At 39.7% G+C, this 16,412-nt stretch carries 11 protein-coding genes; 7 read left to right on the top strand and 4 right to left on the bottom strand.

Annotated features, from left to right (window positions below; translation table 11 throughout):
- Positions 1–29: 29 nt before the first annotated feature.
- Complete coding sequence (locus tag DU508_RS13775) at positions 30–1,700, top strand: molybdopterin-dependent oxidoreductase (RefSeq protein WP_199562712.1); 1,671 nt, start codon at positions 30–32, stop codon at positions 1,698–1,700.
- Positions 1,701–2,122: 422 nt separating this feature from the next.
- On the opposite strand, the gene DU508_RS13780 is transcribed toward DU508_RS13775, so the two are convergent.
- Together DU508_RS13780 and DU508_RS23850 are read right to left on the bottom strand one after the other, a co-directional pair.
- A complete protein-coding gene (locus tag DU508_RS13780) occupies positions 2,123–2,824 on the bottom strand; it encodes a type 1 glutamine amidotransferase domain-containing protein (protein WP_199562713.1) in 702 nt (233 codons plus the stop codon).
- Between the two features lie 5 nt (positions 2,825–2,829).
- The gene (locus DU508_RS23850; protein WP_158542175.1) at positions 2,830–2,982 is read right to left on the bottom strand and encodes a hypothetical protein; all 153 of its coding nucleotides are present in this window, start codon (positions 2,980–2,982) and stop codon (positions 2,830–2,832) included.
- A 431-nt stretch (positions 2,983–3,413) separates the two neighbouring features.
- Here DU508_RS23850 and DU508_RS13785 point away from each other — a divergent pair, with 431 nt between their 5' ends.
- Positions 3,414–4,343 carry a tetratricopeptide repeat protein gene (locus DU508_RS13785; RefSeq protein ID WP_115403393.1) on the top strand — a complete coding sequence of 310 codons (930 nt, stop codon included), beginning with the start codon at positions 3,414–3,416 and terminating at the stop codon, positions 4,341–4,343.
- 57 nt (positions 4,344–4,400) lie between these two features.
- On the opposite strand, the gene DU508_RS13790 is transcribed toward DU508_RS13785, so the two are convergent.
- Both DU508_RS13790 and DU508_RS13795 read right to left on the bottom strand, forming a co-directional pair.
- Entirely contained in the window at positions 4,401–5,105 is a 705-nt protein-coding gene (locus DU508_RS13790) for a response regulator transcription factor (RefSeq protein WP_115403394.1), read from the bottom strand.
- A gap of 2 nt (positions 5,106–5,107) precedes the next feature.
- A complete protein-coding gene (locus DU508_RS13795; protein ID WP_115403395.1) occupies positions 5,108–6,550 on the bottom strand; it encodes an ATP-binding protein in 1,443 nt (480 codons plus the stop codon).
- Between the two features lie 223 nt (positions 6,551–6,773).
- On the opposite strand from DU508_RS13795, the gene DU508_RS13800 reads away from it, so the two are divergent.
- The 5 genes from DU508_RS13800 (at position 6,774) to DU508_RS13820 (ending at position 16,409) form a co-directional block, all read left to right on the top strand.
- Positions 6,774–8,189 carry an alpha-L-fucosidase gene (locus tag DU508_RS13800; protein ID WP_115403396.1) on the top strand — a complete coding sequence of 472 codons (1,416 nt, stop codon included), beginning with the start codon at positions 6,774–6,776 and terminating at the stop codon, positions 8,187–8,189.
- 83 nt (positions 8,190–8,272) lie between these two features.
- Complete coding sequence (locus DU508_RS13805) at positions 8,273–9,409, top strand: TlpA disulfide reductase family protein (RefSeq protein WP_115403476.1); 1,137 nt, start codon at positions 8,273–8,275, stop codon at positions 9,407–9,409.
- Positions 9,410–9,436: 27 nt separating this feature from the next.
- Positions 9,437–11,134: a S1C family serine protease gene (locus DU508_RS13810; protein WP_158542176.1), complete on the top strand. Its 1,698-nt coding sequence runs from the start codon at positions 9,437–9,439 to the stop codon at positions 11,132–11,134.
- A gap of 100 nt (positions 11,135–11,234) precedes the next feature.
- The gene (locus DU508_RS13815; protein WP_115403398.1) at positions 11,235–14,474 is read left to right on the top strand and encodes a SusC/RagA family TonB-linked outer membrane protein; all 3,240 of its coding nucleotides are present in this window, start codon (positions 11,235–11,237) and stop codon (positions 14,472–14,474) included.
- A 9-nt stretch (positions 14,475–14,483) separates the two neighbouring features.
- Positions 14,484–16,409, top strand: a complete 1,926-nt coding sequence (locus DU508_RS13820; protein WP_115403399.1) for a RagB/SusD family nutrient uptake outer membrane protein — start codon at positions 14,484–14,486, stop codon at positions 16,407–16,409.
- The last annotated feature ends 3 nt before the right edge of the window (positions 16,410–16,412 follow it).

The raw sequence follows: 16,412 nt of genomic DNA on the forward strand, positions 1-16,412 counted from the left end.
TCTTTAGTTTAACTATTAACTGGTTCTCAATGTTTACAAGATTTAATCTTTCAGAAAAAGCAGTCCATTTTCCTGATGACAGGCGTTTTGTTGCTAAAATGAAGCCTAGTGTTCTGATCATTGCTGGATTGTTTTTGGGGTTGGTAGTTGGTGTGGCATGGATTCAATTTATTACTACAGGGCTTCCTGCTGATCCTTCCCTTAAACTTCCGGCAATAAACAATGTCAGTGTAAAAGGTTTTCCTTTTTGGGTAATTCTTTGCCATTGGGTTAATTTCTTTTTTCTGATCATATTAATCCGGAGCGGTATCTCAATACTCATGGATCACCCCAGGCTTTACTGGAATCACAATTGCACTCCAGATTCAGAATGGTTAAGGTTTACCCCAATCAGGGTTCCAAGAGATAGATTTTGGACCGCGAAAGATGATGCAAGATATATCAGTCCTGTATTAGGGCTTCCAGGCTACAGACATTCTGTTGGAATAGCCCGTGGCTGGCATTTCATCCATGTGCCGTTTTTCGTTTTAAATGGTGTCTTTTTTGTCTGTTTACTTTTCTTAACCGATCACTGGCAGCGTATTGTTCCCACATCCTGGGAAATAATTCCAGATGCTTGGAGTGTTTTTGTCCATTACATTACATTCCATCTGCCTATTGAGCCAAATGGATTTTATCATTACAATGCACTTCAGAAGCTTTCTTATTTTGCAGTAATTTTTATTTTTACACCACTGTCAATCATAAGCGGAATGTGCATGTCACCCGCTCTGGAGAACAGGTTTCATTGGCTGCCGAAAATCTTTGGTAATCGCCAGGGTGCCAGATCAGTGCATTTTTTGGTCATGTTGGGCTATATTGCTTTTATCTTTGTTCATGTTGGCATGGTCGCAATTAGTGGGCTGGTCCGGAATATGAACCATATTACGCTGGGAACTGATGAGCCAAACAATCTCAATGGTCTATTCATCGGAATTGGAATAATCTGCTTATTGGTTTCATTCTTTTTTCTGGCACATTATATATCCTGGCGAAAGCCCCGTTTGGTTCAGAAGGCAAGCGCAATGATCAATAGTCCTTTATGGGAAAAAACAATCAACAGATTAAAGCCAAGAAAATATTATACAAAAAAAGACATATCGCCATACTTCTGGGCAAACGGAAAATTGCCTACTTCTCAAGTGTGGAAGGATCTTTTGGCAGATGACTTTAAGGATTATAAATTAAAGATTGGCGGAATGGTTTCAAATCCAGTCGAGTTATCCCTGGATGAGCTTAAGTTGCTTGGAAAAGAAGAAAATATAACAATGCAACATTGTATTCAAGGCTGGTCGGGTATTGCGGAATGGGGTGGTATACCCATTCATAGCATCATCAATATCGTTAAGCCCCATAAAAATGCGAAGATGGTAGTATTTTATTCGTTTGGCGAAGGACTTTACGGGGGAACTTATTATGATTCCCATACTCTTGATAATTGTTTAAAGCCAAGCTCCATATTGGCCTGGGAAATGAATTACGAGGCGCTCAGCCCTGTTTATGGCGCACCATTAAGGCTAAGAGTAGAAAACCAACTGGGGTATAAGCAGGTTAAGTGGATCGAGCGAATCGAATTTGTTGAAGACTTTGAAAATATAGGGAAAGGTTACGGAGGAAAAAATGCCGATGATGAATACTTTGATATATTAGCGAATACATAAAAGATAAATTTTAACCTGGTTTCATATGGATGAAATATCTATCATAATGAAAGTCCAAAGGTTTTCGCAATCACATTCTTCATTGGTTAAGATGTATCGGTCAAATGATTAACCTTGCATGGAAATACTTGAAATCAGGATTTAATTTTGTACAGTGAGCTTAATTTCGTAAGGCTATTGATCAAATTGATTTTTTCTGTTCTTAATTTTGACATGGCTCCTTTGGCGCTCCCGATAATGCATATCCGTGTTGCAACGCTTTCCTAACCCGCTAATAAGTCCATAAATATTATTAGCCCTGACGGGTTTAGCGAAGAAGGATTTAAAGTTGCTAAACACGCTAATCTTGATCTGATAAAGATTAGGCAGAAATTTTCTAAAGCACCTTCAGCTATGGTTATGACAAGTTGAGCAGTTTGTCTTTACCCCCCGGGAGTTTCTTTTTGTTCCAACGCTGTGATCAGCGCTTTGGCCACAGGCCCGGCCGAAAGCGGGTTTTGTCCTGTGATCAGGAGGCCATCCGTTTCCACATGCGGTAGAAAAGGAACCAGTGCGGTCTTCACTTCAGCGCCCGATTCTTCCAGCTTTGTCTGCAATAAATAGGGCATATTTCCACTGCGGCCAACCAAGGTTTCTTCTGCATTGCTGAAAGCTGAAACCCGTTTACCCTTTAGAAATCCTGGTCTTTGATGCTCAGCGCTGATCAGCGCAGCCGGTCCATGGCAAACTGCTGCCACCGGTTTTCCCGCATCCAGAAAATCCAGGATCAACAATCCGCTATTGTTGTCTACCGCCAGATCCCAGATCGGTCCGTGACCACCTGGATAAAACACCGCGTCATGATCGGCCTGGCGAACCTGATTGATCGGAATGGTATGCGCAAATCTATCTTTAGCCTGTTCATCATCATTAAAACGCCGGTTCGATGCTGTTATATGCTCTGTCAGTTCGCTCATCGGATCTATCGGTGGCCTGCCTCCCTTTGGACTGCTCAGGATTACCTCGTATCCTTCGTCAATGAACGTATAGTAGGGATCAGTGAACTCGCCTAGCCATACGCCCGTTTTGCTATCGGTGTGCTCCATCTCACTGTGGGAGGTAAGCACCATCAGAATCTTCTTCATCCCGTTCATTTGATGTCTTCAGGATCAACCTGATTGCCTTCCTCATCCACCTGCTGATGAGCATCCCAGTTACCATTGTCTTTATCGGTTGATTGTTTTTCGTGAGATGTGTTGTTCTCTTCCTGCTGCTGAGGATCTTTTTCTTTTGGATCTGTCATGATGTTTAGAGTTGTTTAATAACATAACAAAATCAAGTGGTAAATGGTTCCATAAAATTGAATTTACCTCAATTGAATGGGACGCAGACCGGGAATGTCCAGACCTATGCCTCATACGCCGGGAAAATATCTGAACATTTAGTATAAATTTTTTCCGATGAGTTATCCAGATTAAATAGGAAGCAGTTGTTTTGAGGTGATTGAGCGCATTATAAAGACACGGATGAAAAGGAAAGCTTAGAGCAGCGATGTTTCTAATCGGGAAATATGAAGGACAAATATTCATTGGATGATAAAATAGCCATTTTCCATCCCAGTAAAGATCAATAACACAATATGGCCGTTCAATTGTTTTGTTTCAGCGGCCTTGTTGCATAGTCTGGTATTTTTTATACCTGTTTAGATAATGAGGTGATTTAAAAACAATTGATATGAAACAGTTTTTTGCAATTTTAATGCTAACATTCATGGCTTTATTAACTAAGGCACAAACCGTGCAAAGAGAGCGAAAAGTAGTGCAGGTAATGACCCCGCAAACCTTTTATCTTAATGGCAGGGCAAGAGGAACTTTAGGAGGCAAATCAAGCACGGTATTTAATATTACATTGCCCAAAAATACTGTCGAATGGTATTACTCTTTCACTACCACAAAGGGAGAAAAGCCAAAGGTAAATATTGGGTTGTTATCTCAATTGACAAGACTTTATGATCCAACTGGAGTAACCGCAGTGGCAACCAATGCAATCTTTACACCATCGGGTGCTGGTGTATGTGATATTTATTTAATGGATAAGGAAAACTGCAGTAAATTTATGAACACGATTGATCAATTAAGGGGCACCTATGTTCATAACAGTGACGGCTCCAGAGAGAATTACAGAGATGGAACCGTATATATCAAAGATGTACTGGAGGGTAGCTGGTGTTTGGGATTTAGAAATCCAAGTGCAACAGAAGGCACTTCAATAACATTCGAAGTGGTTGCAATTGTTGAGGAAAACAAAGTAATTGAAAAAACCAATAACGAAACAAAGGCCGAAACATTTGCTAAGCTTGCTCGTACATCATATGAAAAAGATGAGTATGATAAAAGTTTAGAGCTTTACAGTAAAGCAGTAGAACTAAATCCAAACTTGGGAAACGCTTATAATGACATGGGGCTGATATATCTGATAAAAAAAGATCATATTTCTGCCATTGACCGTTTTGCTATGGCAATCATGCTCTTTAAAAAGTCTGACAATCCAAAATATTGGTTTGATGAAGCCATTAACAACTTAAATGCATTAATTGCCCGGCACGGACAATTGGAAGGTGCCAACGATATATTAGAAATGCTTAGAAGTGAGGCACAACGGTAATCGCTATGTTTGAATTGACAGGTAAATTTCTCAGGGAAGTGCTTATACCGGGCATGATTATTTTACTTTCAAAATATAGCCTAACCCATAAACATTTTCTATGCTAACATGAGCTGAGGCTTTGAAAAGCCGCCGTAATCTCGAAATAAACACTTCAAGGCTTTTACCGTTGAAGTAATCATCTTTCCCCCATAGGGCTAACAATAAATCTCTTTTCTTCACAACCTGATTAATATTTGTCGAAAGATGGTCTAATACTTCTGCTTCTCGTACCGTTAACGATACTTCTTTCTCATCTGGCAGCAACAGAAATAATTGATCTTTTTGATATCTGATATCCCCAATTTTAATAAAACCAATTGCTGATGGCTCTGTAGCAGTAGGGTTTGCCGAAAACTTGTTTACAATATTTCCAATCCTCAGAACGAGCTCTTCAATTTCAAATGGTTTGGATATGTAATCTATTGCTCCAATTTTAAGCCCCCGTAAGCGATCTTGTTTCTCATTATGTGCAGTTAAAAAAAAGAAAGCTTGATTCGGATTCATTTGCATGATTTCGGTACTCAAATCGAATCCATTCATATCTGGTAATTGAACATCAATAATAACCAACTTGTTATCAAGCTGATTTTTACGGTAATAATTTAAAGCTTCAGTAGCCGTTTTAAACCAAAGTACACTAAAACCACGCAGTTTGAGGTATTCTGAAATTACATTTCCCAGGTCTGCCTCGTCTTCAATGATTACAATATCGTACTGCATATTCAATTCTGATTAATGGTTTTGTTATTGCGATCTGGCTTTTTAGGGATGTACACCATAAAATCGGTTCCAACTCCTAATTGGGTTTTTACGTCAATTCTCCAACCATGTATATCAAGGCATTGCTTCACGTAATACAAACCGAGGCCTAACCCTGATGTGGTTTTCTCGCTTTCAGCACGGAAAAATTTATCAAATATATTGGCTTTGTTGGCTTCTTCAATACCTTTTCCATTGTCTGTAATATGGAGTATATAATCATCCGGAAGTTCAGTAATAAAAATTGATGTTTTCTTTACGGCGCTTTGATTGTGTTTAAAGGAGTTATCAAGCATGTTCTGCAACATCGTTGTGAAAACGAATAAGTCAATCATCATCAATATTTCATTGGTATGCGGATCGAAGGTCAGCTCATTTGGTTCATGTACTTTAATTTTAAAATCATTTACAATGGTTAAAACCGTATAATTTAAGTCGGTTTCTTCCAAATTGATGTTATTGTTGATTTCTGAAATCTCCAGCATCTGATTAATGTGCGAGTGTAAGCGCAGAGCCTGCCGTTCCACAATATGAACTAGGGCTTTTACACGGTTCCTGTCATTTAAAACCTCATCCTCATCTAAGCTTTTACTAGCTACTAAAATGGTGGTAATCGGCGTATTAAACTCGTGCTTTATACTATTCAAAAAGTCAGATTTTACCTCTGCTTCCTTTTTTTGCCGCATCCAGTTGATATAGGTGTAATAGTTAATACCTACAATGATGATGATACATAAAGCTACCAGCGAAAACGTAGGCAACATTTCCATCGCTACCTTTAACGAGCGGCCAGGCGCATCAACAAAAAGGTTAAATGTTATCCTGTAATTGTAAACCAATGTGCCACTAACTGAAAGGTTTGTAACCCGGTTTCGAGTGTTTGGATTGGTAAGTGTACCATCTATAATTACCCCATACGGATTAACTGTTTTAAGTTGGGCATCGGTATCGGTTCTACTGTCAAAAATAAAAATATTTCCAATTTCATTGTCAAAATTAATCTCTATCGATTCAAAAGTAAGTAAATATTGCAGGTTTTTATCCAGTCCATTTCGATTTACAATAGATTGGAAAATGCTGTCCATCGGACTGTTTTTCTTTAAACTTATGAGCAAAGTATCACTTACACGTTTAGAAAGTTTATCAAATTCTTCTTTATTGCTAAAATAAGCAGCTTTTAAATTGCTCATGTTCCTCGAAAGGATTGTATCGATGATTTTTCCTCCACCTTTATACAGTTTATCCTCAGATATACTTCGTCCATATTCATCGTTAATGAGTTTTTTCTTTATTATGCTGTAATCCCTGTCGCGAAGTTCATAAGTATTATAAGTTAACCTCAATTGAACGAAAAGTAATATGAGAAAGCTGACTAATACTACGGATTTATATATGCGGTCTTTCATTTTATCCTTTAAAAATAGATGTATTATTCCATAATACCATGCTGTTAAGTTTCTGTTAGGCTTTTGTTAGGTTTCCATTAGATAAATATTTGGGTTTCTGCCTTTAGCTTTGAATTATGGATTTAAGCATAGCTCCATTGCATTGTTTCGGTGCTTTGTAAAGCGAAAAATAATGTCTTAGTCATTCCATAAACCAAACCTGAACGAACACAAATTAAACATAATGAAAATCACTATCAGAAGGATTGCAGTTGCAATAATTATTATCTCGGGAATCACATTCCTAAAACCTGTCTTGGCTCAACAAAAAGCAGCCAACAAACCATTAGACGAACTGCAGCAAGATTTTGTTGACCTGGGATTGGGCATGTTCATTCATTACGGTATGCCAACATTTATGGATCAGGATTGGTCAGATCCGGATGCAGCTTTATCGTTATTTCAGTCGCCAAAATTGGATGCTGACCAATGGGCAAAAGCGGCAAAATCTGCAAACATGACTTATGGCTGCTTAACCACAAAGCACCATAGCGGTTTCCCGATATGGGATACCAAAACTACAGCATATAATGTGATGAACACACCATTAAAACGTGATGTAGTAAAAGAATATGCCGATGCATTTCGTAAAAATGGCTTAAAGGTGATGTTGTACTATTCCATTTTGGATACCCACAACGGCATTCGTCCAAATCAAATTACCTCTGCGAGCATTAAACTTATTAAAGAGCAGATTACCGAATTGCTAACTAATTACGGAGAGATTACTGCTTTGATTATTGATGGTTGGGATGCACCCTGGTCCAGAATCTCTTATGATGATGTACCGTTTGAAGACATTTACTATTTAATTAAAGAGTTACAGCCTAACTGTTTGGTAATGGACCTTAATGCCGCTAAATATCCGGCCCAGGCCCTTTTTTATACCGATATCAAATCATACGAACAGGGTGCTGGCCAATTCCTCTCCAAAGAAAGTAATAAACTTCCGGCGCTGGCATGCCTTCCGCTGCAAGAAAACTGGTTCTGGAAAACTTCATTTCCAACCACCCCGGTTAAAAATGTAAGTGAGCTGGTTAACAATTTCATCATTCCGTATAACGGAGCATATTGCAACTTTATACTGAATGTAGCGCCAAATAAAAATGGATTGATAGATGATAATGCTGTTGCCGCACTTAAAGAGATGGGCAAACTATATACCAAATCAGCAACGCCGCCCAAGCTGCCTCAACATCCGGCACCAATCATATCTAGTAACATTGCTAAACATGTAAAAAGTAACAGCAGCTGGAGTGATGATATGAATCTGATGGATTTTGCCAATGATGATAACTTTGGATCGAGTTGGTCATCCAACTCAACGGTTAAAGCCCCCTGGTACGAATTAACATTTGAAAAGGGCACACCTTGCAATATGGTGGTTTTAACTGCCGGAAATTCCTCTGGTGCAAAATACAGCTTAGAATATTTTGTTAATGGAAAATGGAAACCTTTAACAGCAAAAGCCGAAGGCGATAGAAAGGTAAGCATTTTCAGGTTCGAAAGAATTTGGTGTGAAAAAATTAAGGTTAAACTATCTGATTTCAAGCATGCACCTGCAATTGCCGAATTTGGTGTATTTAATGAGAGAAGATAATTTTTTATCGTTTGGTTATCTCATGGGCCATTAAAAGCAAAGCATGTATAGATTATTCTAAACAAAACACAAACCTTTCAAAAATGAAAATTAAAGCATTCTTACTTATAACAAGCTTATTGCCATTTTTTGCCGCCGCTCAAGGAAATAACTTCTCACTGTCGGGTAAAATCGGAAGTTTGAATGCTCCTGCAAAGGCCTATCTCGATTACATGGACAATGGTGTAAACCATGAGGATTCAACCATTTTAGTAAACGGTGCCTTTCGTTTTAAAGGGAGTATTTCCGGAATCGCAAGCGCTCGTCTGGCTCTTGATCATGATGGTGGCGGTAAACAGCGTGCGGTGTATACAGGCGATGTGATCTACATTTATTTTGGCAAAGAGCAGATCATGATCACATCAAATGATTCATTGGAGAATGCATACTTCAGTGGTTCAAATGTATATAATGAGTTTTTGGCTTACAATAAGAAGATTGGCGGAACAATTATGGCTTTAACCAAAGCTGCTAACGCCGATTTTAATAGTGGAACACCCGAACAGCAAAGGGATTCGGCTTATATGAAAGCTGTAGCTAACAGATTTAGAAATAATATTAAGGCTAGAGAAACAAAGCAATTTGAGTTCGCAAAGGCCAATCCTGATTCATATTTCGGCTTAGTGGCATTATCAGAATCTGCAGGGAGCGACATTAATGTGGCCAAAGCAGAGCCCGTTTATATGGCACTTTCTAAAAACTTAAGAGAAACTGATATGGGTAAAGAGCTGGCACAACGCATCGCAGCGAACAGTGCTACGGCGGTTGGTGCAACAGCTCCATTATTTACCCAAAATGATGTAGTTGGAAAACCCATTTCATTGGAAAGTTTGCGGGGAAAAGTCGTATTGGTAGAATTTTGGGCCAGTTGGTGTGGTCCGTGTCGTTCTGAAAACCCCAACCTGGTTAAAGATTATGCTCAATACAAAAATAAGGGCTTCGAAATCCTATCGGTTTCATTGGATAATTCAAAAGAAAACTGGTTAAAGGCAATTGATGCAGATGGACTTCCCTGGCTTCATGTTTCTGACTTAAAGGGTTGGAACAATGCAGTTGGACGTTTATACGGTATACGAGCCGTCCCTGCCAATTTCCTTTTGGGAAAAGATGGAAAAGTGATTGCCAGTAATTTAAGAGGCGAAGATTTAAATAAAAAATTAGCATCAATATTTAATAACTAGGCCAAAAAGACAGCCATGCAGCAAATCATGCTTAATACAATCAATTCAGATATAGGCAGATATTTAAAATTGGCTGTCTTTTTTGTTTTATTGCTTTCTTCAAAAGCTTTTGCACAGCGTGGCAAAGCAAAAAGGATGGAATCTGCGGTTGTTTCTGCAATGGAAAAAGCCTATTCGGCAAGTGTTAAAATCTGGGGCTTCGATACTACCCGTAACGAGCGGACATCAGCACAATTTAGTGGTGTTGTGGTAACAGCCGAGGGACATATATTAACTGCGGCACACACTATCCGGCCTGGCAAAAGTTATAAAGTCTTTTTTCCGGATGGAAAAGATTGCATTGCAATTGCTTTGGCAAGAATCGAAGTAAAGGAAACGCCCGGGATACCTGATGTTGGAATGATGAAAATCATAAGTCATGGCAGTTGGCCCTATGCAGCTATGGGTTTTTCATCAACATTGCAAAAAGGGCAAACCTGTTTAAGCATTTCCTATCCCGAAAGCCTGAATCAAAACCTGCCAACATTGCGGCTGGGAAAAATCGTGGAGATCAAAAATCAATATGGCTTTATTCAATCTACCTGCAAAATGGAGCCTGGCGATTCTGGAGGTTCGCTATTTGATCTTACAGGCAAAGTTATTGGCTTGCATAGTGCAATTGATGTTTCGGAAGATATGAATTTTGAGATCCCGGTTGATCTGTATCGAAAATATTGGTCAGCATTACTTTCAGAAACCAATTATGACGCACTTCCAAAACAAGAAGAGCGCTACAAAGAAAAGACACTAACTGGTACGGCAAGAAAGAAGAACAAAGTAGAAAACTTGGTTCCTGATCATAGAACCAATATCAAAGCTTTTACAATATCCAGTTTCATCGATCAAAAAATAAGTGAAGTAAGCGCGACTTTTTTCGATCTGATAGATTCCGTTGGTAAGTTGAAGCAAGTGTTGATCACTAAGAGCAGCTTAGTGGGCGATTCGGCAAAACTAAAATTACAAAATACAGCATATCCGTTAAAAGTTTTAGCCAGAAATAAGGATAATGATCTGGTTATGCTGGAAACAGATATACGGCTACAGGGTGGTATCGATTTAAAGAGGTATAAAAGCCACGATGAGTCAAAGATAATGGGGAAAATCCTTTTTACAGTGCAACAAAACGGGGCACTATTGCCAAGCATCGCAGCGAGCAATCTCATCAATTTACCTAAAATAAGTAGCCTGCCAAGTCTGGGTGCAATGGTTGCATATCAATCCTGTCCTGCAATTTTTTCGCTCATTAAAGATAGAAGCCCTGCGGAGCAAGCCGGATTGAAAGTAGGCGATGAAGTGCTAAGCGTGGATAGCCATCTGGTATCCGGGAGTGAAGATTTTGTCTCGATAATTTCATCTTATTGGCCTGACGATAAAATAGAGATGAAGTGGAAACGTGATGGAGAAATACATACCGGGCAGATCCAATTAAGGACGCAAATGCAAGGTGTTTCCAATCATCCTGTTGAGAAGTTTATCGGAGGTAAATCGAAAAGAAGAGATGGTTTTACGAATATATACGCTCATGATCTTGCTCTCCTACCTGAACAGATAGGAACTGCTGTATTTAATATTGATGAGCATTTTTTAGGTATCAATATCGCAAGATTCAGCAGAGCAGTTTCATTGATTATGCCAGTTCAGCAAATCAACGATTTCATTAATCATCATTTAAAACAAACACAATAACATGAATAGCCTATGATGCTACCATTACACTAAAACAAACTTAACTATCGCCGAATTTTAAGCCCGGCACCAATTTTTAAACCTATAACCAACCAAACTTATGAACCAAATTTTTACTATTAAGGTAAGGCACAGGCCTTATCTGGAAAATCTATGGATGCTGCTCGCTTTTTTGGCCGTCAGTATGTTGCTTTTTTCCACTCCCGCAAAAGCACAACAGGGTACATTCAAAATTACTGGAGTTGTAAAAGATTCACTCGGTCTTGGCATACCTGGCGTAAGCTTACAGGTAAAAGGCCAAAATGGTATGGGAACTGTAACCGATAGTGATGGTAAATTTACTTTAAATGCTATTCCGAATGCTACAGTTGTTGTTTCATCTGTGGGCTTCAAACAAAAAACGTTTATTGCTGATCCCAAAAACATTAGGATAGAACTGGTCTTAAGCCCGGATGATAATAACCTATCAGATGTAGTGGTTACCGCTTTCGGGAAAAAGGAACGAAGAGAAGCTATGGTAGGGTCGGTAACCAGTATTACTCCATCTAAACTTAAAATTCCGTCAAGTAACCTAACCAATGCCATGGCCGGACAAATTGCCGGGGTGGTGGCTTATCAGCGAAGCGGACAGCCCGGACTTGATAATTCCACATTTTTTATCAGAGGGGTAACTACTTTTGGTTATAAACAAGACCCCCTGATTTTAGTAGATAATGTGGAATTGACTCCAACTGACCTGGCGAGATTACAGGTTGACGATATTGCCAGTTTTTCCATTTTAAAAGATGCAAGTGCTACTGCATTATATGGCGCCAGAGGGGCAAATGGTGTGATTTTAGTTACTACTAAAGAGGGTGCAGAGGGAAATGCAAAAGTAAACGTGCGTTTCGAGAACTCAATTTCTCAATCTACTCAAAACTTAGATATCGCCAACCCAATTACTTTCATGAAAATGTATAATGAGGCCATTACCACCAGAAATCCTCTGGGTGTTCCACGCTTTACGCAAAATGACATTTTCAACCGCGAACAAACATTGAATGATGCACCAGGAAGTAATAAATATGTATATCCTGCTGTAAACTGGATTGATGAACTTTTTAAAGAAAGCACCAACAACCAAAGATTAAACGGAAGTGTAAGTGGGGGTGGTAAAATCGCCAGATATTACATCGGAACCTCGTACAACCGCGATAATGGCATACTTAAAGTTAGTCCTGTAAACAATTTCAATAATAATGTTAAGCTGGAAAATTATCAACTTCGTTCAAACGTAAACATTAATGTAACGCCAACCACTGAAATTGTATTAAGGCTTTCGGGAACTTTTGATGAATACAACGGACCTATAACAGATGATGGTTCATTTTCTGCAGATCTTTACAGAAAAGCCCTGCATACAAGTCCGGTGCTTTTCCCCGCATTTTTTCCTGCAGATCCTTCAACCGGAATAGACACGCATATTCTTTTCGGAAACAGTTCAACTGAGGGTACGGGTAATACAGTTGGTTATTCAAATCCCTATGCTGATATGATGAAAGGCTATAAATCTTTCTCAAGATCAAGAATGTCTGCACAGCTGGAGCTGAATCAGGATTTGACATTCTTGACCAGGGGTTTATCTTTCAAAGGCATGTTTAACACCAACAGGTATTCCTACTTTGATCTAACCAGACAATATTCTCCATTTTTCTATAATGTGGGTTCGTACGATAGAATCAGTAACGGATACACTTTAAGCTGGATTAACAATCAACCTGGTCAGGCATCAGAATATTTAAGTTTCGAACCCGGATTTAAGGATGTGAATACCTTTGTGTATATGCAGGCCGTGCTTGACTATTCCAGACAGCTGGGCACAAAACATAATATCTCCAGTACGCTGATCGGTATCAGGCAGCAGCGCTTATATGCCAACGCAAATGATCCGGCAACGAATTTACCAAGTTTACAATACTCACTTCCTTACCGAAATATTGGCTTATCGGGCAGGTTGGGCTACTCTTACGACAACCGTTACTTCGCCGAGTTCAACTTTGGGTATAATGGTTCAGAGCGTTTTGCAGAAAAAAACAGATTCGGGTTTTTCCCAACCATTGGTGGTTCGTGGGTAATATCTAATGAAGCTTTTTGGGATGGTGGCCTGAGAAAGGCAATGAATAAACTAAAACTTAGAGCAAGTTACGGTTTGGTTGGTAACGATGCCATTGGCGCACAGCGCTTTTTCTACCTGTCCAATGTGAATTTAAATGGTGGAAATCCAGCCTTTTTTGGACAAACAAACGGCGTAAGCCGCCCCGGAGTAAGCATTACCAATTATGCAAATGATGCCGTTACCTGGGAAACTTCAAGACAAACCAATATAGGTTTAGAGATCAGTCTTTTTAACAGCCTTAATATTATTGCAGAGGTTTACAAGCAACATCGCTACAATATCCTGATGCAAAGAGCATCCATTCCATCAAGTATGGGATTGGAATCGGCAGTGAGCGCAAACCTGGGTACAGCCGATTCGAGGGGGATTGATTTCTCTGCCGATTACAGTAAAACCTTCCGTGGGGGCTTTTGGATGTCGGGCAGGATGAACTTTACTTTCTCACAAAACAAATACGGAGCATATGAGCAGCCGGCCTATCGCGAACCCTGGAGAATACTTTCAGGGCAAAAAATTGGTGTGAGATGGGGTTACATCGCCGAACGTTTATTTGTTGACGATCGGGAGGCAGCCGCGTCGCCATCGCAACTTTTTGGATCAGGGGCTTCTGCACCTCGGGGCGGTGATATTAAATACACCGATTTAAATAATGATGGAAAAATCACTGAAGCCGATCAGGTGTTTTTGGGATTACCATCTACACCAGAAATTGTTTACGGTGCAGGTTTATCTATGGGTTTCAAAAAAATCGATTTATCGATGTTTTTTCAAGGTGTGGGAAGAACCAGCTTTTTTATTGATCCATCACAGGTAAGCCCATTTCTTGAAAACAGACAGGTATTGCAGGCGTTTGCCAACAGCCATTGGACGGAAGATAATCAGGATCTGTATGCCAAATATCCACGTTTGGGAACAAATTCATCAGAAATCAGCAATAACCTGCAAACCAGTTCATGGTGGATGCGGGATGGAGCTTTCATCAGATTGAAATCAGTAGAGATTGGATATACCTTTCCTGATAAATTATCGAAAAAGGCATTTCTTTCCAACTGCAGAATTTACTTCAATGCGCTAAACCCTTTTACCTGGAGCCGATTTAAAGATTGGGATCCGGAATTGGCTTCCAATGGATTTAGTTATCCGATACAAAAAGTATACAATATTGGTATCAATGTAAACCTTTAAGCAGAAATCATGAAATTCAATTATAAATTATTCATACTCCTTGCGCTTTGTTCGGGTATGATCCAATCCTGTAAAAAATACCTCGATGTAACGCCAGATAATGTAGCGACCATCGATTATGCTTTCAGGAATAGAAATGAGGCAGAAAACTACCTTTTTACCTGTTATTCTACCCTTCAAAATATGGTGCCATCCAATAGCGATGCCGCCTTTACAACCTCCGGAGAGATTTATTTTCCCAATACCCTAACTGAGGCTACTTTAGGTAGCCGCGATGCCGAACAAGGTTTTCATTTGATAAGAGGAGTGCAAACCACTGATAATCCATCTTTAAATTATTGGGGTGGAGAACAATTGGGGCAACCGATTTTCAAAGCAATTAGAAGATGTAATATTTTTCTGGAGAATATCGATCGGCCGAAAGATTTGCCTCAATTTGAGCGTAACCGCTGGATTGCAGAAGTGAAATTTTTAAAAGCATATTACCATTTTTATCTGTTAAGGATGTATGGTCCGATTCCTTTGATCAAACAAAATCTGGCAATTGATGCCGGTACTGAAGAGGTAAGGGTAAAGCGTGAGCCAGTTGATGCGGGTTTTGATTATATCGTATCGCTTTTAGATGAGGCCACTCCCGATCTTCCTGCTACCATTCAAGATCCGGCACGGAGTTTAGGCAGAATCACGCAACTCATATCGCTTTCGTTAAAAGCTGAGGTGCTGACCACACAGGCTAGTCCGCTGTTTAACGGCAATCGCGATTATGCCGGTTTTAAAGATAAAGATGGGGTAAATCTTTTTTCAACAACCTATCAGGCCGAAAAATGGTCAAAAGCAATGTTGGCGTGCCAGGCAGCTGTTAAAGCTTGCGAACAAAATAATGTGTCGCTGTATCACTTTGTTTCACCTGGTAATCTTCCAACCATACCAGCGCCATTGAAAACGGTTATGGATATAAGGCAAAGCATTACCGAGAACTGGGAAAAAAATTCGGAAGTGATCTGGGCGCTCAATCCAAGCTTTGGTTTGCAATCTATGGCAATGCCGAGGCTTACTAATGCCATGGTACAAAATATGGATAGTGCGCCTGGCAACTTCGCAGTTCCGATTGGGATGGCCGAATTATTTTACTCTAAAAATGGTGTTCCCATAAATGAAGATTCGGGATATGATTACCGTGGACGCTATGCAATTGCCGCCGCGGCGCCTGATCATAAATATTATCTTAGAAACGGCTATCAAACCATTAAGATGCACATGGATAGGGAACCAAGATTCTATGCCGATTTATCATTTGATGGCAGCTGCTTTTTTGGGAACGGGCAAACAGATCCGGAAAATATGCTATATGTTCAGGCTCGTGGAACAACATCCATTGCAGGACCAAAAGATAATATCAGGGTAAACGTATCAGGCTACTGGCCGAGCAAATTGGTTAATTATCAATCGGTTTTTGGTACTGAGGTTGTCCAGACAGGTTTCAGAATGCCCTTGATCAGACTTGCAGGGCTATATCTTCTTTATGCCGAAACATTAAATGAGGTAAATGGTCCATCAGCTGAAGCATACAGCTACATTGACAGGGTTCGCTCGCGTGCAGGTTTGAAAGGCGTTCAGGAATCCTGGTCACTTTACTCATCCAATCCGGGCAAGGCTTTATCAAAAGATGGTTTGAGATCAATCATCCAGCAGGAAAGAAGAATTGAGCTATGCTTTGAAGGTAGAATTGGATGGGACCTTCGCCGTTGGAAAATCATCCAGGATGTGTTGAGTAAACCTTTACAAGGCTGGAACATTCAGGATACCACTCCCGAAGGTTACTACCGGCAAAGAAACCTTGTTGTTCCTTCATTTGGCTTAAAAGATTATTTGTGGCCGATTAAATACAATGATTTGATCATAAACCCGAATCTTGTTCAAAATCCTTATTGGTAAACC

This window comes from Pedobacter chinensis (assembly GCF_003339865.1).
Lineage (GTDB): Bacteria > Bacteroidota > Bacteroidia > Sphingobacteriales > Sphingobacteriaceae > Pedobacter > Pedobacter chinensis.

Bases quoted from the DNA above. Each gene is read 5' to 3' on its own strand.
- DU508_RS13810 (WP_158542176.1), top strand. From the start codon at position 9,437: ATGCTTAATACAATCAATTCAGATATAGGCAGATATTTAAAATTGGCT.
- DU508_RS13785 (WP_115403393.1), top strand. From the start codon at position 3,414: ATGAAACAGTTTTTTGCAATTTTAATGCTAACATTCATGGCTTTATTA.
- DU508_RS13805 (WP_115403476.1), top strand. From the start codon at position 8,273: ATGAAAATTAAAGCATTCTTACTTATAACAAGCTTATTGCCATTTTTT.
- DU508_RS23850 (WP_158542175.1), bottom strand. From the start codon at position 2,982: ATGACAGATCCAAAAGAAAAAGATCCTCAGCAGCAGGAAGAGAACAAC.
- DU508_RS13790 (WP_115403394.1), bottom strand. From the start codon at position 5,105: ATGCAGTACGATATTGTAATCATTGAAGACGAGGCAGACCTGGGAAAT.
- DU508_RS13815 (WP_115403398.1), top strand. From the start codon at position 11,235: ATGAACCAAATTTTTACTATTAAGGTAAGGCACAGGCCTTATCTGGAA.
- DU508_RS13780 (WP_199562713.1), bottom strand. From the start codon at position 2,824: ATGAAGAAGATTCTGATGGTGCTTACCTCCCACAGTGAGATGGAGCAC.
- DU508_RS13800 (WP_115403396.1), top strand. From the start codon at position 6,774: ATGAAAATCACTATCAGAAGGATTGCAGTTGCAATAATTATTATCTCG.
- DU508_RS13795 (WP_115403395.1), bottom strand. From the start codon at position 6,550: ATGAAAGACCGCATATATAAATCCGTAGTATTAGTCAGCTTTCTCATA.
- DU508_RS13820 (WP_115403399.1), top strand. From the start codon at position 14,484: ATGAAATTCAATTATAAATTATTCATACTCCTTGCGCTTTGTTCGGGT.
- DU508_RS13775 (WP_199562712.1), top strand. From the start codon at position 30: ATGTTTACAAGATTTAATCTTTCAGAAAAAGCAGTCCATTTTCCTGAT.